This window comes from Azospirillum sp. TSH100, assembly GCF_004923295.1.
GTDB lineage: Bacteria > Pseudomonadota > Alphaproteobacteria > Azospirillales > Azospirillaceae > Azospirillum.
Genome location: NZ_CP039634.1, coordinates 1544150 through 1560723, shown reverse-complemented (window position 1 = coordinate 1560723; position 16574 = coordinate 1544150). Strand labels below are relative to the sequence as shown.

General features: G+C 66.4%; 15 protein-coding genes. 9 read left to right on the top strand and 6 right to left on the bottom strand.

Annotated features, from left to right (window positions below):
• Positions 1 to 116: 116 nt before the first annotated feature.
• Positions 117 to 1562, bottom strand: a complete 1446-nt coding sequence (locus tag E6C72_RS07470; RefSeq protein ID WP_109442604.1) for a hybrid sensor histidine kinase/response regulator — start codon at positions 1560 to 1562, stop codon at positions 117 to 119.
• 260 nt (positions 1563 to 1822) lie between these two features.
• Here E6C72_RS07470 and E6C72_RS07465 point away from each other — a divergent pair, with 260 nt between their 5' ends.
• From E6C72_RS07465 to E6C72_RS07455, 3 genes are all read left to right on the top strand, one after another.
• Positions 1823 to 3430, top strand: a complete 1608-nt coding sequence (locus E6C72_RS07465; protein ID WP_247875893.1) for an ATP-binding protein — start codon at positions 1823 to 1825, stop codon at positions 3428 to 3430.
• A gap of 115 nt (positions 3431 to 3545) precedes the next feature.
• A complete protein-coding gene (locus E6C72_RS07460) occupies positions 3546 to 4037 on the top strand; it encodes an MmcB family DNA repair protein (RefSeq protein ID WP_109442590.1) in 492 nt (163 codons plus the stop codon).
• Positions 4038 to 4122: 85 nt separating this feature from the next.
• Positions 4123 to 4899 (top strand): response regulator, encoded by a 777-nt coding sequence (locus tag E6C72_RS07455; protein ID WP_169055134.1) that lies wholly within the window; start codon positions 4123 to 4125, stop codon positions 4897 to 4899.
• Positions 4900 to 4930: 31 nt separating this feature from the next.
• On the opposite strand, the gene E6C72_RS07450 is transcribed toward E6C72_RS07455, so the two are convergent.
• On the bottom strand, positions 4931 to 6199 hold the full coding sequence (locus E6C72_RS07450) for a D-alanyl-D-alanine carboxypeptidase (protein WP_109442589.1): 1269 nt from the start codon (positions 6197 to 6199) through the stop codon (positions 4931 to 4933).
• Positions 6200 to 6698: 499 nt separating this feature from the next.
• On the opposite strand from E6C72_RS07450, the gene E6C72_RS07445 reads away from it, so the two are divergent.
• Complete coding sequence (locus E6C72_RS07445; protein WP_109442588.1) at positions 6699 to 7421, top strand: hypothetical protein; 723 nt, start codon at positions 6699 to 6701, stop codon at positions 7419 to 7421.
• A 7-nt stretch (positions 7422 to 7428) separates the two neighbouring features.
• Here E6C72_RS07445 and E6C72_RS07440 read toward each other — a convergent pair whose 3' ends face one another.
• Positions 7429 to 8190, bottom strand: coding sequence for a peptidase (locus E6C72_RS07440; protein ID WP_109442587.1), 762 nt, complete (start codon positions 8188 to 8190; stop codon positions 7429 to 7431).
• Positions 8191 to 8712: 522 nt separating this feature from the next.
• Between E6C72_RS07440 and E6C72_RS07435 the strand changes: the two genes are divergently transcribed.
• The 5 genes from E6C72_RS07435 to E6C72_RS07415 all read left to right on the top strand — a co-directional run bounded on the left by E6C72_RS07435 (position 8713) and on the right by E6C72_RS07415 (position 14101).
• Positions 8713 to 9225: a phasin family protein gene (locus E6C72_RS07435; RefSeq protein ID WP_109442586.1), complete on the top strand. Its 513-nt coding sequence runs from the start codon at positions 8713 to 8715 to the stop codon at positions 9223 to 9225.
• Between the two features lie 336 nt (positions 9226 to 9561).
• A complete protein-coding gene (locus E6C72_RS07430; protein ID WP_109442585.1) occupies positions 9562 to 10041 on the top strand; it encodes a phasin family protein in 480 nt (159 codons plus the stop codon).
• Positions 10042 to 10410: 369 nt separating this feature from the next.
• The gene (clpS, locus tag E6C72_RS07425; protein ID WP_045581898.1) at positions 10411 to 10737 is read left to right on the top strand and encodes an ATP-dependent Clp protease adapter ClpS; all 327 of its coding nucleotides are present in this window, start codon (positions 10411 to 10413) and stop codon (positions 10735 to 10737) included.
• Positions 10738 to 10745: 8 nt separating this feature from the next.
• Positions 10746 to 13061 carry an ATP-dependent Clp protease ATP-binding subunit ClpA gene (gene clpA, locus E6C72_RS07420; RefSeq protein WP_109051261.1) on the top strand — a complete coding sequence of 772 codons (2316 nt, stop codon included), beginning with the start codon at positions 10746 to 10748 and terminating at the stop codon, positions 13059 to 13061.
• Positions 13062 to 13312: 251 nt separating this feature from the next.
• Positions 13313 to 14101: an NAD kinase gene (locus E6C72_RS07415; RefSeq protein WP_109442601.1), complete on the top strand. Its 789-nt coding sequence runs from the start codon at positions 13313 to 13315 to the stop codon at positions 14099 to 14101.
• Between the two features lie 21 nt (positions 14102 to 14122).
• Here E6C72_RS07415 and E6C72_RS07410 read toward each other — a convergent pair whose 3' ends face one another.
• Genes E6C72_RS07410 through E6C72_RS07400 form a run of 3 tightly spaced genes read right to left on the bottom strand, consistent with a single transcriptional unit; the run spans position 14123 to position 16502 of the window.
• A complete protein-coding gene (locus E6C72_RS07410) occupies positions 14123 to 15313 on the bottom strand; it encodes a PP2C family protein-serine/threonine phosphatase (protein WP_109442584.1) in 1191 nt (396 codons plus the stop codon).
• A 10-nt stretch (positions 15314 to 15323) separates the two neighbouring features.
• The gene (locus E6C72_RS07405) at positions 15324 to 16151 is read right to left on the bottom strand and encodes an ATP-binding protein (protein ID WP_109442583.1); all 828 of its coding nucleotides are present in this window, start codon (positions 16149 to 16151) and stop codon (positions 15324 to 15326) included.
• A 45-nt stretch (positions 16152 to 16196) separates the two neighbouring features.
• Positions 16197 to 16502 carry an STAS domain-containing protein gene (locus E6C72_RS07400; protein ID WP_109442582.1) on the bottom strand — a complete coding sequence of 102 codons (306 nt, stop codon included), beginning with the start codon at positions 16500 to 16502 and terminating at the stop codon, positions 16197 to 16199.
• Between the last annotated feature and the right edge of the window lie 72 nt (positions 16503 to 16574).

The following is a 16574-nucleotide window of genomic DNA, read 5'->3' as shown; positions in this document are numbered from 1 at the left end:
ATTCATCAGTCACTGTTTCAGGAATGTCATTGCAATGCATAAAATCCCGACAGTTTCGACACTCCATTTTTTGTGCACTGCTCCGGGCTTCATTCGCCAACTTACGGCCATTGTTGTCAAAGAGGATCATGTCCGAGCAGACGGATGACGGCGGCACGCAGGGCGAGCGGGGCCACCGGCTTGTGCAGCAAAGGATAGCCGGACAGGCGCGCCTCACGCAGCCGCTTGGGATCGGTATCGCCAGTCAGGATCATCCCTGGAACCGGACGATCCAACAGCTTGGCGATCTGCCGGATCGCGACGATGCCGTTGGCCGCACCCTTCAGCCGCAGATCGGAAATGATGAGGTCGAAGCGCCCCGGGACCGGACCGATCCGCTCGACCGCCATGTCGTAGGATTCGGCGCCGACGACGCTGCATCCCCATTGGCCGAGCAACGCCTCCAGCGCCGCCAGCACCATCGGGTCGTCTTCGATCACCAGGATCCGGGTGCGGCTGATGTCGGTGGTGCCGCTGTCGGACGCCGCCTGCGGAGTTGCCGCCCCGTCCGCCTGTCCGGGCGCCTCCCCACCGCCAGCAGAGCCCTCCGCGAGCAGTTCGACCGACAGGGGAACCAGCACGGCGAAGACGGTGCCCCGCCCCTCCGCGGCACAGACATCGAGACCAAGGCCGAGCTTGCGGGCGAGGCCGCGCACAAGGGTCAGGTCCAGCCCCAGCGCCGCCCCCGCCTCACCGGCCGGCTTCGCCAAATCCGTCCGCAGGGCGGCCAGCCGTTGCGGCGACAGGCCACGCCCGCTGTCCCACACCTCGATGCGCAGACGGTCGCCGCACAGCCGGCAGCCCAGCAGCACGCGTCCCCGCACCGCACCGCGCAAGGCGTTGGCGACCAGCCCGTGCAGCAGGCGTTCGAGCAGGGCGGAATCGGTCCGCACCACCGCCGAACAGGGCATCACGGTGAAGCGCAACCCACGGTCGGCGAAGCGCGGCGCCACCTCCAGCGCCAGCCGCATCAGAACGCCGTTCACCGCATGGGGGCGGATGTCCGGCTCGATCAGGCCGCTTTCCAGGCGGACGAGGTCGAAATGACCATCGACCATGCTGCGCATCGATTCGACCGCCTGGGCCATTGAATGCAGCAGATCGCGTCCCTCCCCCGCCTTGGCGCCGAGCCGACCGTCCAGCGTGCCGATGAGCAGGGAGAGCGCGGCGAGAGGCTGACGCAGGTCGTGGCTCGCCGCCGCGAAAAGCCGACCGGCCGGATCTGGCATCGACCGCGCTTCGGGGGGGCTGACCCCTGAAGGAGTTGAAGAGGACGGATCGCCGAACCGCCACATCACGCCACCGCCGGCAAGCCGCAGCACCTCCCGACCGCACAGCGCGTCCGATCCCGCGACGGAGAGCAGGGCGGCTTCCAATGCGCCGGCGGACAGGCCGGTGGTCAGGCGTCCGGCCAGAAACGGCAGGACCGCCGCCGCCGGCGTCCAGTCAGCAAGCCGTCCGTCGCCTCCGAACACCAGAAGGGCCGGCCCCCCGCCGCCGACGTCATCGTGGCTGCCGCTCACGGTCACACCTTCATCCCAAATCTCATGGTCCGACGGCCATCAAGACTATGGAAGGCACGATCCGTTGCAAAGCCCGCCATTGGGCAGATCGAAGGCGAAGATCATAACGACCATCTCAATCAAACCTTTCGTTGCTTTTTTGGTAAATTCAAAGCAGATGAAGGGCTCACCTCGAGTTACGTTACATTTCGACAAATATTCGGTGACATTACAGGCTTGGCCTTCAGCCTTTGTTAGGAATAGGTCGCAATGATGGCGCGATGGAATGCGACACGCAGACTTGCGCCGACTCGCGCGACGGAACAATCGCCAGGGAATCCCTACCTGCCGATCCGCTGCTGTCCGCCATGTTGCAACTGCCGGACGCGGTTGCATTGTTCAGGCCGCACAATGATTGCAGCGGGGCTCTGACCGACCTCGAATGGCTGTGCGCCAATCCGGCGGCGGAGCGGCTGCTGGGCATCGCCCCACTGGCCGGGCGGCGGCTGCGTGGCGGCGGCACAGACACAGCCTGTCCCGGACTGTTCAACGCTCTGGCCGACGCGCTGAACGGCCCGGTGCAGTGCACCGTCGCGGCCCGGCGCGGCACGACCCCGGTGCGCTGGCGGGTGGCGGCCGGCCCGGCCCCGGGCGGGCTGTGCGCCGTGCTGACTGATCTCGGTCCCGAGACACCGACGCTGGCCGAGACGCTGGCCGAAAGCCTAACGGCGGCGCTGGAGCACAGCGGGGAGAGCTTCGCCCTGTTCGATCATGCGGACCGGCTGGTCCATGCCAATGGCCGGCTGAAACGGGATCTGCCCGGTCTGGCCGATCGGTTGGTTCCCGGCGTACCGTTCGAGGAACTGGTCCGCTGCTTCGCCCTGGCCGACCCGCGCCTGACCACGGACGAGGAGCGCGGGGCCTGGATGGCGGCGCGGCTGGAGCGGCATCGGCGCCTTGAACCGCCGATGGTGGTGCCGCTGTCCGACGGGCGCTGGCTGCTCAGCCGCGACCATGCGGTGCCGGGCGGCGTGCTGGTCCATTACACCGACGTCACCACGCTGAAGCTGAACGAGGAACGGCTGCGCGTCCGCGAGGCGGAGGCCCTTTCCGCCCGCGCCGAGGCGGAAAGCGCCAGCCGGGCCAAAAGCGCCTTCCTTGCCCAGATGAGCCACGAGCTGCGCACGCCGCTGAACGCCGTCCTGGGCTTTTCGGAGATGCTGCTGTCGGAGCCCTTCGGGCCGCTCGGCAACCCACGCTATCGCAGCTATGCCGGCGACATCCGCGATGCCGGCACCCATCTGCTGGCACTGATCGACGACATCCTGGAATTGTCCCGCCTGGACAGCGGCGGCATGCCGATTGCCGAGGAAGGGGTGGATCTGGGCACGCTGTCGCTGCGCGTCGTCTCCGCCCTTCAGGAAGCGGCAACGGAAGGCGACGTCCGCTTGCGCCGCGAGGTGCCGGACGATCTGCCGCTGTTGCAGGGCGACGCCCAGGCGCTGACCCAGATGCTGACCAACCTGCTGTCGAACGCCGTCACCCACACCCGCCCCGGCGGCGAAGTGGTGCTGACTGCCCATCTGATGCCCGACGGCGGGATCGGGCTGATGGTGGCCGACACCGGCGTCGGCATCCCGACCGCCGAGCTTCCGCGCATCCTCCATCCGTTCGATCCGCCGGATTCCACCATCGCCCGCAACTCCCGCGGGACCGGGCTGGGGCTGCCGATCGTCAAACGGCTGGTGGAGCTGCATGGCGGGCGGCTGGAACTGACCAGCCAGCCCGGTGTCGGCACCGCAGTCGTGCTGGTCTTCCCCGCCGACCGCAGCCTGCCGCGCGACCGTTGCCGGCCATCCCCTCTGCCTCCGGTCATTCTTCCGGCCTGACCCTGAAATCCCGATCGCCGCCATCCATCTTTTGCCCCTTGGCGAAAACACGGCGACGGGTCATTGTGGGGCGCACGTTCTCCACACGTTCCCGTTTCAATGGTGGCACCGCACCATGAGCGACGACATTGCCGTTCCGGTTTCCGACGCCGAGCCAGCCCTGCTGGCCGGAGGGGCGCCACCGATCTTCCGCGGCGTCCGGCGGGCGCTGGCGACCCGCGGCTATGCGACCCTGACCGAATTCCGGCTGGCGAGTGGCCGACGGGCCGATGTGCTCGCCATCGACGAAGCCGGCAACATCCTGATCGTCGAGGTGAAGAGCGGCGTCCCCGATTTCCGATCCGACCAGAAATGGCAGGAATATCGCGAATGGTGCGACGCCTTCTATTTCGCCGTTGACGACAATTTTCCAACCGAACTGATCCCGGAGGGGTGCGGCCTGATGGTCGCCGATGCCTATGGCGCGGAAATCCTGCGCGAGGCGCCGGTCGCCAAGCTGGCCGCTGCCCGCCGCAAGACCCTGCTGCTGCGCGCCGCGATGACCGGCGCCGGCCGCCTGCACCGGATCGAGGATCCGATGTTCACCCAATCCTCGCCAACCGTGTGACCCGATCTCCCGTCCGCGGGGATGCGCCTCGGCGCTGAAGCGGCTAAAGTAAGATCCTTGGATCAACCGGGAAGAGCGGACCGGTATGCCGGCGGACCAGACACGCACGACGCCCCCCTTGCACATCCTGCTGGCGGAGGATGAGACGGTCACCCGCCTCGCCGCCCGCGTGCTGCTGGAACGTGCCGGCCACCGGGTGGTGGCGGTGGAGGATGGGGACGCGGCCGTCGCCGCCGCTGCGGACGGTGCCTTCGACCTGATCCTGATGGATCTTGGCCTGCCCGGCCTGCCGGGCGACGAAGCGGTGCGCGCCATACGGCGCCAGCCCAACGGCGCAGCTCCCTGCATCCTGATGCTGACCGCAAGCGCCACCGCCGACGGCCAGGACCGCTGTGCGGCCTGTGGCGCCAACGGCACGCTGATCAAGCCGCTGCGGCTGGAGGCGCTGTCGACAGCGCTCGGCGGCAGTGGGAAAGGTGATCGGAACGGTGGGGCGCAGGCCGTGTCCCCGGCGGCAGAACCCGCGTTCGATGAAGGCGCCATCAGGACGATGCAGGAAATGCTGCCAGCCGCCCGCGTCGCCGAGCTGATCGGCAAGACGGCGGCAGTGCTGCGCCAGCATGGAGAGGCGCTGGATGAAGCGCTGAAGACTGGGGACCGGGCGACCGCCGGAGCGATGGCTCACAAGATCGCCGGGGTATCGGGCCAATATGGCTGCATCGCCCTGCGCCGGGCCGCCCGTGCGCTGGAGACGGAACTGGAGCAGCCAACCGAAGACACCACCCGCCGGACCGACGAAGTCGGCGGTTTGCTGACGGCGGCGCTGGTGTTTCTGGATCGCTACGCCGCCAAACGGGAATGACTTTCCCCGCCGGTGGTCAGCCGCCTGCCGGTCAGCCGCGCTCGCCGGGGGAAACGGCGACGCAGTGATGGCCGTGCTTGGTCAGCACGGCGCAAGCCTTGCGGGCGTCCTTCTCGTCCAGGCCGGTCAGACGGGCACGATAGACGGTTTCCTTGCCGGTCTTGGCTTCCACCACGCTGGCCTTGGCGCCGCGCAGCAGGAAGGGCGCCTGCTTGACCGCCTGCGAGACCGCCTTGTTGCCGGCCGCCTTGCTGGAGAAGGCGCCGACCTGCACGCCCCAATGCGAGGAGTTGCCGCCGCGAGCCGACTTTTCCTCCCGCGCCGGTGCCGCAGGGATCGCCGCCGGAACCGCAGCAGTCTGCAACGAGGCACGGACCGGCTTGGCCTTCACCTCCGTCTCGTCCTCATCATCGTCGTCACCTTCGCCATCAACGGCGTCGGAGCGGCTGGTGTCGAGGCTCGCCATCACCGGCGCATCGTCGCGGCCACGGTTGGGCCGGCCGAATGCCTGGTCGAGCAGTGCCGCCATCTTGTTGTCACGCGACACCGCCGACTTGCCACCCAGCACCACGCCGACCAGCCGCCGCCCATCCCGCACAGCCGAGGCGGCGAGGTTGAAGCCGGACGCGACGGTGTAGCCGGTCTTGATGCCGTCCATGCCCTCGTAACGGGACATCAGGTGGTTGTGATTGGCCAGCGTGCGGCCGCCATACACGAAGTTGCGGCGGCTGAAATAGGGATAATACTTGGCATGGTCGCGCATCAGCGCGCGGGACAGCGCCGCGTAATCGCGGGCGGTCGTCACCTGTTCCATGTTCGGCAGGCCGGAGGCGTTGCGGTAGACGGTGTGGCGCATGCCCAGCTCGCGGGCCTTGCGCGTCATCATCTCGGCGAAGCGCGACTCGGTGCCGCCCAGCGCCTCAGCCAGCACCACGGCGGCGTCGTTGGCCGACTTGGTGACGAGGCCGAGGATCGCCGTCTCCACCTTCAGCGTCTGGCCGGCGCGCAGGCCGAGCTTGGTCGGCGACATACTCTCCGCCCAGGAGGACACCGGCAACTGCTGGTCGAGGGTCAGGCGACCGTCATCCAGCGCGTCGAAGGTCAGGTAGAGCGTCATCATCTTGGTCAGCGACGCCGGATGGGTGATCGCGTCGGCATCCTGATCGATCAGCACCTGCCCGGTGCGGGCATCTACGACGATCGCCGCCGCCTTGGCCGCCAGCGCTTCGGCCGCCGACAGGCCGGATCCGACGGCCACCATGCCCAGCAGCGCGGCGGCCGCGAGGAAATTGCGACCCACACCCGCCGAACTCCGCCCGCCGGCCGTATCCGCCGCGCGAAAGGCGAACGGAAACAATCCGTTACGAACGGTGTTGCGCGTTACACTCATGATGGCCCCGCCAACCGCTAGATCCTGGTGCTTGGTTCAATGGTAAATTCGTGCGAAATCAGTGTCTAGCATGAATTCGTTAATTTACTGCTTTGGCTTTTCGCAGTTTCTGTGGCCAAAATCGCGGGTCCTGCATGAAGAGGGAAGGAACGGCGGGAACGGCACGGCAGACAGGGGCACGGTGGACGGATCGCGGCAGGGGGCAAACGGGTTACCGGCGCCCTTCGACAGGCCGAAGCCCACCGAAGCCTGCATGCCGGCTCTTGCCGCCACGTCCTTCGTTCTCCACCTACCAGGGGCCGCTGACGCGAGGCAAGCGACAATGAGCCGTGGTCATCAAAGAAGCGTTCGGGGACCTGTTCCGGCCACCCTTTTCCGCCGGGCTTTCCGACATGGTGCGGCGGCGGCCATGGCCGTCTCGCTGATGGCGCTCGCCGGCTGCAGTTCGGTCGGGCCGACCGACAACCCGCTGGCACGCAAGCTGACCTGGTTCAGCTATCTCAACGGCGACGACCTGCGGTCGCGCTGCGGCAAGGATGGTGCCGACCGCTACCGCCTGATTTTCAATGCCGACTACAATCGGCACGTGCGTACCTACGACATCGTCGGCGATCCCGATCGCGGCGGTGCGGCGGTCGAGGCGCATGTGATCGAGGCGACCGACCTCGCCCGGCTGACGCTGGCCGATCCCTTCTCGTCCGCGCGGGGCAATACGGCGACCCTGCAACTGAGCGCAACGCAGTTCGACAGCTTCATCGGCCGCCTGCGCGAGGACGGGGTGTTCGATCCGCCGCCCCAGGGGCTGCGGCTGCCGTCAAACGGCTTCTATTGGCTGATCAACGGCTGCCGGGCCGGGCAGTGGTTCTTCACCGCCTACCCCTACCCGTCCAGCCGCTTCACCGACGCCCGCTTCCCGGAGCTTCTGCGCAGCATCGATCCGACCGGCGTCGCCTTTCCCGGCCTGCCGCCCCCGGACGAGGCGCCGCGGACCCTGCCCTCCTCCGGCCAGTTGGCGGACGGCGGCGTGTTCTTCGAGGTCCAGATCGGGCGTGACGGCTCCGGCCACTACGGTCTGGTCGGCCCGGCCGCCCCCTTCGGGGCGCTGCTGCTGAGCGCCCTTCCGGGGAATTGAGACCAGGTCAGACGGTCTCTTCGGCGATCCGCTGCGGACGCATGTCTTCCGGAACCAGCGTCTCGACCCAGGGACCGTCCGGCATGCGGCGGGCCAGCTCGGTCAGGTTGCGGTTCCACCACTGGCGCTGTTCGCTGAGGTCGTCATAGTCGTAGTTCGACTGGCGCCAGCTGCGCGATTCGGCGTGGTAGGACACCATGTCGATGGGGAAGCCGACGTCGTTGCTGGAGAAGCGGGTGCTGTCGAAGGACAGGTAGGCCAGCTTCAGCGCCGTCTGCATGTCCGTGCCGTATGTCAGCGCCCGGTCCAGGATCGGCTTGCCATAGGCGGTGGCGCCGATCGACAGGTAGGGCGTGCGCTCGTCCACCTCGATCCAGTTGCCCTCCGGATAGACCAGGAACATGTAGGGTTCGCGGTCTTCGGCCAACTGGCCGCCGATGATGGCATGGAGGTTGAAGTGCAGCTTCGACGCCTCCAGCGATTCCTTGTCCTCCGTGGCGACCTGCCGCAGGCAGGCGGTGAAGGCCGAAACGGCATCCAGCATGGTCGAATAGGATTCGCCCCGCCGCTTCTGCATGTCGCGGCGCAGATAGGCCAGCGTCTTGTCACGCACGCTGCGCAGGCCGGAGTTCATGATGAAGAAGCGGTCGCCGCCGCTGCCCATCATCGTGACCTTGCGGGCCGACGAGAGCTGCGATCCGCTGGTGATCCGGCCGTCCGACAGACCGATCAGGCCGTCGCGGGTCTTGATGCCAAGGCAATAGGTCATGATCGAAATGGTCCCGAATATGCGGCCTGGAGAGCGGATGGCCCGGCGCGCCGCGTCCAAGCGCCGCACCTGACCATTGGCCGAGGCGAATCCCGCCCGCGGCCACGCTACACTTGTCCCAGCGTCGGTAAAGCCTTCGTTAAGGACATCCGCCATCAGGGCCGCCATCAGGGCCATGATCAAGGACTTGGCCCCGGTTGCCGCGAAAGCGGAGGGGGCCGACAGCTCCGGCGATAGGGAGTCATCGGAGTTTCACGCGATGGGGGTATGCTGCGGCGCAATGGATTAAGCCGGATACCCGCCGAACGGACTGTTGACACCGCGCCCTGCTTAGCCCATAAAATCCTTATATTGCAGTGCAGCATCTTCTGGCACCGTTCTGCGGGCGCCGGAAAACACGCGGTAACGTCTGCACAACGTAAAAAACGCAACGCACACCGCTGCCGGCAGGCTTCCCGCCACGCTTTGCGGCGGACGGGGCCCACTTCAAACGCCGGCATCAGCCAGGAAGGAACGCGCGTCATGAACCAGTTCACGCCGAAGTCGCTCGAAAACGTCGCCGCCCAGGCCAAGGAACAGTATGAGGGTCTGGTGAAGGCCGGCCAGGAGCAGACGGTCAAGCAGTTCGAGCAGACCGCGACCGCCGCCAAGGAGCAGTTCGAGAAGACTGCCGCCCAACTGCTGAAGAGCTACGAGGACCTGCAGGCCACCGGCAAGGCCAATGTCGAGGCGCTGATCGCCAGCAGCACCATTGCCGCCAAGGGCGCCGAGGATCTGGGTCGCGAAGTCGTCGCCTACGGCCAGTCGGCGCTGGACAAGTCGATCACCACCGGCAAGGCCCTGCTGACCGCCAAGTCCATCCAGGAAGTGGTCGAGCTCCAGAACGATTTCCTGAAGTCCAGCTTCGACGCGATGCTGGCCGAGACCAGCCGCCTGCAGGAGCTGACCACCAAGGTCACCAACGAGGCGCTGGCCCCGCTGAACGCCCGCGTCACCGCAACGGTCGAGACCTTCTCCAAGCCGCTCGCCGCCTGATCGGCGATCGGTCCCGTCAGAGGCTGACGGCCAGGGTTCAGAGATGGGCCCCGGCTTCGCAAACGGCCCGGCAACCTCCACGCGGTTGCCGGGCCGTTCTGCGTTCAGGCGACTGGCCCAGGTGGCTCTGGAGTTTCGCGCCGAGGGTTTTTGTGCAGCGCACAATTCCCATTGACTCCGCCCCGAGGCTCCCTTATCTTCTGCTCATGTTGCAGTGCAGCATATCTCGGGCGCCCGCCCTGACGGGGTCCGAGGGTTTCAACCCACTCCGCAACCGGCCGCCGCATCGTCGGGGCCGCGCGGTTGACCCCTTAAGAGAGCGCGAGGAGCATAGCCATGTCCGATCAGATCACCGCCGTCACGAAGTCCGTCGAAGACGCCATCGCCACTGCCAAGCAGAACCTGGAAGGCCTGGTGAAGGCCCAGCAGGAGCAGATCGAGAAGGCCTCCGCCCAGGTGCTGAAGAACTATGACGAGCTGACCGTTCTCACCAAGGAGAATGTCGATGCGCTCGTGAAGTCCGGCACCGTCGTCGCCAAGGGCGCGGAAGAGGCTGGCAAGCAGGTCGCCGCCTTCACGCAGTCCTCGCTGGAGAAGGGTGTGTCGAACGCCAAGGCCCTGCTGGCGGTGAAGACGATCCAGGAACTGGTCGAACTGCAGAACGCCTATGCCAAGGCCAGCATCGACGCGCTGGTGTCGGAAAGCACCAAGCTGCAGGAGCTGACCGTCAAGATCGCCAACGAGGCGCTCGCGCCGCTGAACGCCCGCGTCAACGCCACGGTCGAGGTTCTGGCGAAGAAGCAGGTCGCCGCCTGACCGGCAGGCAGCCGCTGTCCATCTGACAAGCCGCATTGGAACGGCCCGGCATCCCGGACAGGGGTGCCGGGCCGTTTCGCGTTCACGGTTTCCCCACTGGGGCGGCACGGCGAAGCCTTGGCCTTATGTTTGGTGACGGGCCGCATGCTCCAAATCGATTCCGATTTCCATGCGATCCGATCTAGGGTTTCCCGCCGGTTGCAGCCCGGCCGGAAGAGGTGTCTCCTATTTCGGGGTAACGGAAGGCCAGCCGGACCAAAGGAGGGTCTGCCAAATGGAGAGAGACTGAAAACGGCCCCTTCCCACCGCGCCCGAAATGACCATATCATTCTCAGTGACAGTGCATCGCGATGACATTCGACTGGGACCATGGCCGACTCTGACAAGCGGGGCAACGACGGCACGAACAGCGGCGTGGTCGTAAAGGCCAAACCGAAGACCAAAAAGCCGTCGATGTACAAGGTGTTGATGCTGAACGACGACTACACTCCAATGGAGTTCGTCGTTCTCGTTCTCGAACGCTTCTTCAGCAAATCGCGTGAGGAAGCGACACAGATCATGCTGCATGTGCACCGGCGGGGTGTGGGGTTGTGCGGCGTGTTCACCTACGAGGTGGCGGAGACGAAAGTCACGCAGGTGATGGACTTTGCGCGCCAGAACCAGCACCCGCTGCAATGCACGTTAGAAAAGGATTAGACCCACACATGCTGTCGCGTAACCTGGAACAGACGCTGCACCGAGCCCTGGCCCACGCGAACGAGCGCAGGCATGAATACGCGACGCTCGAACATCTGCTTCTCGCGTTGACCGAAGACTCCGATGCTACCGCCGTCTTGCGCGCTTGCGGAATCGACCTCGACCGTTTGCGCGCGGAACTGTCGGATTACCTCGACAACGAACTGGCGAACCTTATCACGAACAGGCCCGATGACGCCAAGCCGACGGCTGGTTTCCAGCGGGTTCTGCAGCGTGCGGCCATCCACGTCCAGTCGTCGGGACGTGAGGAGGTGACGGGAGCAAACGTGCTCGTTGCCTTGTTCTCTGAACGCGAGAGCCACGCGGTTTACTTCCTGCAGGAGCAGGAGATGACCCGGTTCGACGCGGTCAACTACATCTCTCACGGAATCGCGAAGGCTCCGGGCCGCTCGGAAACAAAGCGTGTCTCGGGCGCTGACGACGAGGCGGCGGCGGAGAAGGTCGTGAAAAAAGGCAGCGAAGCGCTAGAGGCGTATTGCGTCAATCTGAACAAGAAGGCGTCCGGCGGGAAGATCGATCCGCTGATCGGCCGGGAGCAGGAGGTCGAACGGACCATCCAGATCCTGTGCCGGCGGTCGAAGAACAACCCGCTCTACGTCGGCGATCCCGGTGTCGGCAAGACCGCCATCGCCGAGGGCCTCGCCCGCCGCATCGTCCAGCAGGAAGTGCCGGAGGTGCTGCGCAACGCCACCATCTTCGCGCTCGACATGGGCTCGCTGCTGGCCGGTACCCGCTATCGCGGCGATTTCGAGGAGCGTCTGAAGGCCGTCGTGTCGGAGCTTGAGGCGACGGAGGGGGCCATCCTCTTCATCGACGAGATCCACACGGTGATCGGCGCCGGCGCCACCTCGGGCGGGGCGATGGACGCCTCGAACCTGCTGAAGCCGGCCCTGGCGTCGGGTTCGCTGCGCTGCATCGGCTCGACCACCTACAAGGAATACCGCAGCTACTTCGAGAAGGACCGGGCGCTGGTCCGCCGCTTCCAGAAGATCGACGTCAACGAGCCGTCGGTCGAGGATGCGATCAAGATCCTCCAGGGCCTGAAGCCCTACTACGAGAAGCACCACAAGGTCACCTATACCAACGACGCCATCCGCGTCGCGGTGGAGCTGTCGGCCAAGTATATCGGTGACCGCAAGCTGCCCGACAAAGCCATCGACATCATCGACGAGGTCGGTGCGGCACAGATGCTGCTGCCGGAGAACAAGCGCCGCAAGAAGATCGGCGTGAAGGACGTGGAGGCGGTGGTCGCCAAGATCGCCCGCATCCCGCCGAAGTCGGTCAGCCGCGACGACAAGGAAACGCTCCTGAATCTGGAGCGCGACCTGAAGACCATGGTCTTCGGCCAGAACAAGGCCATCGACGCGCTGGTCTCGGCGATCAAGCTGGCGCGGGCCGGCCTGCGCGAGCCGGAGAAGCCGATCGGCAACTACCTGTTCACCGGCCCGACCGGTGTCGGCAAGACCGAGGTGGCCCGTCAGCTCGCCATGACGCTGGGCATCGAGCTGACCCGCTTCGACATGTCGGAGTATATGGAACGGCACACGGTGTCGCGACTGATCGGTGCCCCGCCGGGCTATGTCGGCTTCGACCAGGGCGGCATGCTGACCGACGCCATCGACCAGCACCCGCACTGCGTCCTGCTGCTGGACGAGATCGAGAAGGCCCATCCGGATCTGTTCAACATCCTGTTGCAGATCATGGACCACGGGAAGCTGACCGATCACAACGGCAAGATCGTCGATTTCCGCAACGTCATCCTGATCATGACCTCGAACGCCGGGGCCGCCGACATGGCCAAGCCCGCCATCGGCTTCGAGCGTGACCGCCGGGTCGGCGAGGACATCGAAGCGGTCGAGAAGATGTTCACGCCGGAGTTCCGCAACCGTCTCGACGCGATCATCCCGTTCGCGCCGCTGACGCAGGAGGTCATCAACCGCGTTGTCGACAAGTTCATCATGCAGATGGAAGCACAGCTGGAAGACCGCGGCGTGTCCATCGAGCTGAACGAGGAGGCGCGCGAGTGGCTGGGCAAGAAGGGCTATGATCCGCTCTATGGCGCCCGCCCGCTGGGGCGCGTGATCCAGGAGTACATCAAGAAGCCGCTGGCGGAAGAACTGCTGTTCGGCAAGCTCAGCAAGGGCGGCTTGGTCAAGGTCACCGTCAAGGATGACAAGCCGGCCTTCGACTATACCGAAGGCAACCGGCCGAAGCGCACCTCCGGCGACGATGACGAGGAAATGGTTTCGGAGATGGTCGAGTAACGCGCCCGTTCCGCTTCGCCCATGCGTTCCACATCGTAAAAAAGGGGGGACCGTCCGCGGTCCCCTTTTTCGTTGCGCGGCCAATGGGGGCTGCCGACGGATGCGCTCTTTTGCATCGGATCGTCACCGCGCGATCCTTTTGCCCGAAGGCCGGACTGCGCTATGGTCGCGCCATGACCGATCATGCCGCCATGTCGTCCGCCGCCGCTCAATCCGGCCTCGTCCAGTCCGCAGATGCGCAGGCGCCGCTGATGCCGGCCCCCGACGCGCTGCGCATCGCCTTCGCCTGTGCCGACACGGACGAGGCGCGCGCCGCCCGCACCCGGCTGGTCCATCGCTATGGCAATGCCGTCGCTACCGAGGCCGACGTGATCGTGGCGCTGGGCGGCGACGGTTTCCTGCTGGAAACCCTGCACCGGGCGCTGACCCGCAACCGGGAACGGCCGACGCCGGTCTATGGCATGAACCGCGGCTCGGTCGGCTTCCTGCTGAACGCCTACCGCGAGGAGGATCTGGCGGAACGGATCGTCGCCTCCCAGCATGTCCGCCTGCACCCGCTGCGCATGGTGGCAACGCGGGTGAATGGCGAACGGGTGGAAGCCTTGGGCATCAACGAGGTCTCGCTTCTGCGCGAAACACGGCAGGCGGCCAAGCTGCGCATCACCATAGACGGGGTGGTCCGCCTGCCGGAACTGATCTGCGACGGCGCCCTGGTGGCGACGCCGGCCGGCAGTACCGCGTACAACCTGTCGGCCCACGGCCCGATCGTGCCGCTGAATGCCGGCGTGCTGGCCCTGACCCCGATCAGCGCCTTTCGCCCGCGGCGCTGGCGCGGCGCCCTGCTGCCGCACGCCGCCAAGATCACCTTCGACGTGCTGGAGGAAGGCAAGCGCCCGGTCAGCGCCGTCGCCGACTTCACCGAGGTGCGCGAGGTCATGCGGGTCGAGGTGCAGGAGTGCCGCGAGGTCGGCCTGACCCTGCTGTTCGACCCCGAACTGAACTTTGAGGAGCGCATCCTGAAGGAACAATTCGCGCCGTAACGGCCCTCACGCCCCCCTGCGTCACGCCCGCCGGGCGACCCACACCGCGGTCAGGTCGTCGCGCAGCGGCAGGCGGGTGCGGGCATAGAAGCTGTCCATCATCGGCCGCAGCGGGTGCTGGCGGTCGCGGGCCAGCGCGTCGCGGACGAAATCGGGCACGGCATCCTGCCCCAGCGGCCCGACCTCGCCGCCGCATTCGATCAGGGCGTCGCTGTAGAGGAACAGGAAGCCGCCGCGCGGCAGCCGATAGGTCTGGTCGACATACTGCGCCCGGCGCGAGACGCCCAGCACCAGCCCGGCCGAATCGAGCAGGCGGATGTCCGGCCCGTTTTCCCTCACCGCGGCCGGCGTCCCCAGCACCGGGTTGGGCGAGCCCGCTGCGGCGAAGGTCAGCGTGTCGACGGCAAGATCGAGGATGCCGAAGAAGGCGGTGGCGAACTGCCCCCGCGGCAGCACGTCGTTCAGCGCGGCATTCAGCTGCGTCAGCCATTGCGACGGCGCCATATGCTGCATCGGCAAGCGGTCGATCAGCGTGTGCAGGCGGAAGGTGTTGATCGCCGCAGTGATGCCATGCCCGGCGAAATCGACCATCAGCAGCCCCAGACGCCCATCGCCCAGCGGATAGATGCCCCAAAAATCGCCGCCAAGTTCCGACGATGTCTCGAAATGGGCATCCAGCGTCAGGCCATAGCGGTCCGCGACCTCGGCCAGCCGGCGATCTTCCGGCAGAAGCGAGGTCTGCATGGCTCGGGCATGCGACAGCTCGCGCTGGACCCGCTCGCGGAACGCGGCGAGGTCATTGAACAGCTTGCGCTTTTCCAGCTGATGGCGGACTCGGGCCACGCATTCGCCGGGCTTGATCGGCTTGGAGATGAAGTCGCTGCCACCAGCCTCGAAGCAGCGGACCTGCTCCTCGTCACTGTCCAGGGCGGTCTGGAACAGCACTGGAAGCTCCTCGTGCGTCGCGTTGCGACGCAGCGCCTCGCACATCTCCAAGCCGTTCATCACCGGCATGTCGACGTCCAGCAGGACGAGGTCGGGACGGAAGCGGTCGACCGCCGCCAGCCCCTCGCGACCATTCTCGGCGAAGGCGATCTGGGTGATCCCGGCGCGGCGGATCACCAGGGCAAGCGATTTCCGATTGAACTCGTTGTCGTCGACGATCAGGACGCGGCAGTCCGACAGCGACAGCGACAGGGCGGGCGCGGCCATGGATGCTCCGTCAACGGTCGAACTGCAGGACGGTGCAGCGTCCGCCATCGGTCACGGTCACGCGCGAGGCCAGAGTCCGCATGAAGACGAAGCCGCGGCCCGACCGCGCCTTGTTGCCGGTGGTCGCGGGAGCCAGCTCGGTATCGAAGCCGCCACCCTGGTCCACCACCGCGATGGCGATGCAGCGGTCGTTCCAGCGGCAGAAGATGTCGAGCCGCCGCCGCGTCACGGCAGGGTCGCCCAGCCGGTCGCGCATCATCTCGCTGAAACGGCGGTAGCCGCCGGGTTCCCCCTTCACCGCACTCGACAGGCCCAGATTGCCGTGGACGATGGCGTTGGCGACGGCCTCGTGCAGGCAAAGCTCCACATTGGACCGACGCTGCGGATCCAGAACCCCGCGCCGCACCAGTTCGTCGCAGACCAGCACCGGACATTGCAGGCCATAGGCGGTGCCGGTGGTGAGCGACAGGTAGAAACCGGGAAGATCGGGATGGTCCGCCACCGGCGCGCCCGACCAGTCGTCGAGCGGAGCCGCACCCTCGTCGGCGTCCTCGCCCAACTCCACCGTCAGGAAGGGGCTGTGGTCGAAGGCGGCGCGGAGCCGGTCGCGGTCGGCCCGTTCCATCAGCAGCGTTTCCACCGCGCGCATGCCAGCATGCCCCCTCCCCTGCCCGACCCCCGGCGTCCGGCTTGCGGCAGGCTCGTCCGGGTGATCCTGTACCGTCCCGGCGAAGCGCGACGCGACGCGGGCGGCCATGTCGGCCGGCACCCGGTCGCGCAGCAGGCTGAAGCCGCGGACGGACGATTCGGCGGTGCGATCGTGATGGGCGGCGTCCATGCGGCAAACTCCCCTGGGACAGAGACCAGCATGCGGGCCGGCGGTTCAGAACTCGACGGTGATGATCTCGCTCAACCGCGCCAGTTCGATCGACCGCCTGACGTCACCGGCCGGCCCGCGGACGATCATCCTGATGTTGCGGCTCTCGGTCTCGTCCTGAAGAATCAGCAGCATGCCGAGACCGGCGGAGTCGATGAACTCCAACCCCGACAGGTCGAGGACGAAGCGCCGCGCCGTGGACTGCTCCACCAGCGAGATGATGTCGCTGAGCCGGTCATGGTCGGTGAACTCCAGACGGCCGGTCAGCCAGACCTCGGTCGCGTCGGGTGTCTTGGTAGTCTTGAAATCCATAGATCCTCTCAACCGCTCCCCGGTCCTGGCCATGCCCATACAAATGCGCGTGAAACCAAGAACCTTTGCTTA

Bases quoted from the DNA above. Each gene is read 5' to 3' on its own strand.
- E6C72_RS07465 (WP_247875893.1), top strand. From the start codon at position 1,823: ATGGAATGCGACACGCAGACTTGCGCCGACTCGCGCGACGGAACAATC.
- E6C72_RS07460 (WP_109442590.1), top strand. From the start codon at position 3,546: ATGAGCGACGACATTGCCGTTCCGGTTTCCGACGCCGAGCCAGCCCTG.
- E6C72_RS07455 (WP_169055134.1), top strand. From the start codon at position 4,123: ATGCCGGCGGACCAGACACGCACGACGCCCCCCTTGCACATCCTGCTG.
- E6C72_RS07445 (WP_109442588.1), top strand. From the start codon at position 6,699: ATGGCCGTCTCGCTGATGGCGCTCGCCGGCTGCAGTTCGGTCGGGCCG.
- E6C72_RS07440 (WP_109442587.1), bottom strand. From the start codon at position 8,190: ATGACCTATTGCCTTGGCATCAAGACCCGCGACGGCCTGATCGGTCTG.
- E6C72_RS07435 (WP_109442586.1), top strand. From the start codon at position 8,713: ATGAACCAGTTCACGCCGAAGTCGCTCGAAAACGTCGCCGCCCAGGCC.
- E6C72_RS07430 (WP_109442585.1), top strand. From the start codon at position 9,562: ATGTCCGATCAGATCACCGCCGTCACGAAGTCCGTCGAAGACGCCATC.
- clpS (WP_045581898.1), top strand. From the start codon at position 10,411: ATGGCCGACTCTGACAAGCGGGGCAACGACGGCACGAACAGCGGCGTG.
- clpA (WP_109051261.1), top strand. From the start codon at position 10,746: ATGCTGTCGCGTAACCTGGAACAGACGCTGCACCGAGCCCTGGCCCAC.
- E6C72_RS07415 (WP_109442601.1), top strand. From the start codon at position 13,313: ATGCCGGCCCCCGACGCGCTGCGCATCGCCTTCGCCTGTGCCGACACG.
- E6C72_RS07410 (WP_109442584.1), bottom strand. From the start codon at position 15,313: ATGGCCGCGCCCGCCCTGTCGCTGTCGCTGTCGGACTGCCGCGTCCTG.
- E6C72_RS07405 (WP_109442583.1), bottom strand. From the start codon at position 16,151: ATGGACGCCGCCCATCACGATCGCACCGCCGAATCGTCCGTCCGCGGC.
- E6C72_RS07400 (WP_109442582.1), bottom strand. From the start codon at position 16,502: ATGGATTTCAAGACTACCAAGACACCCGACGCGACCGAGGTCTGGCTG.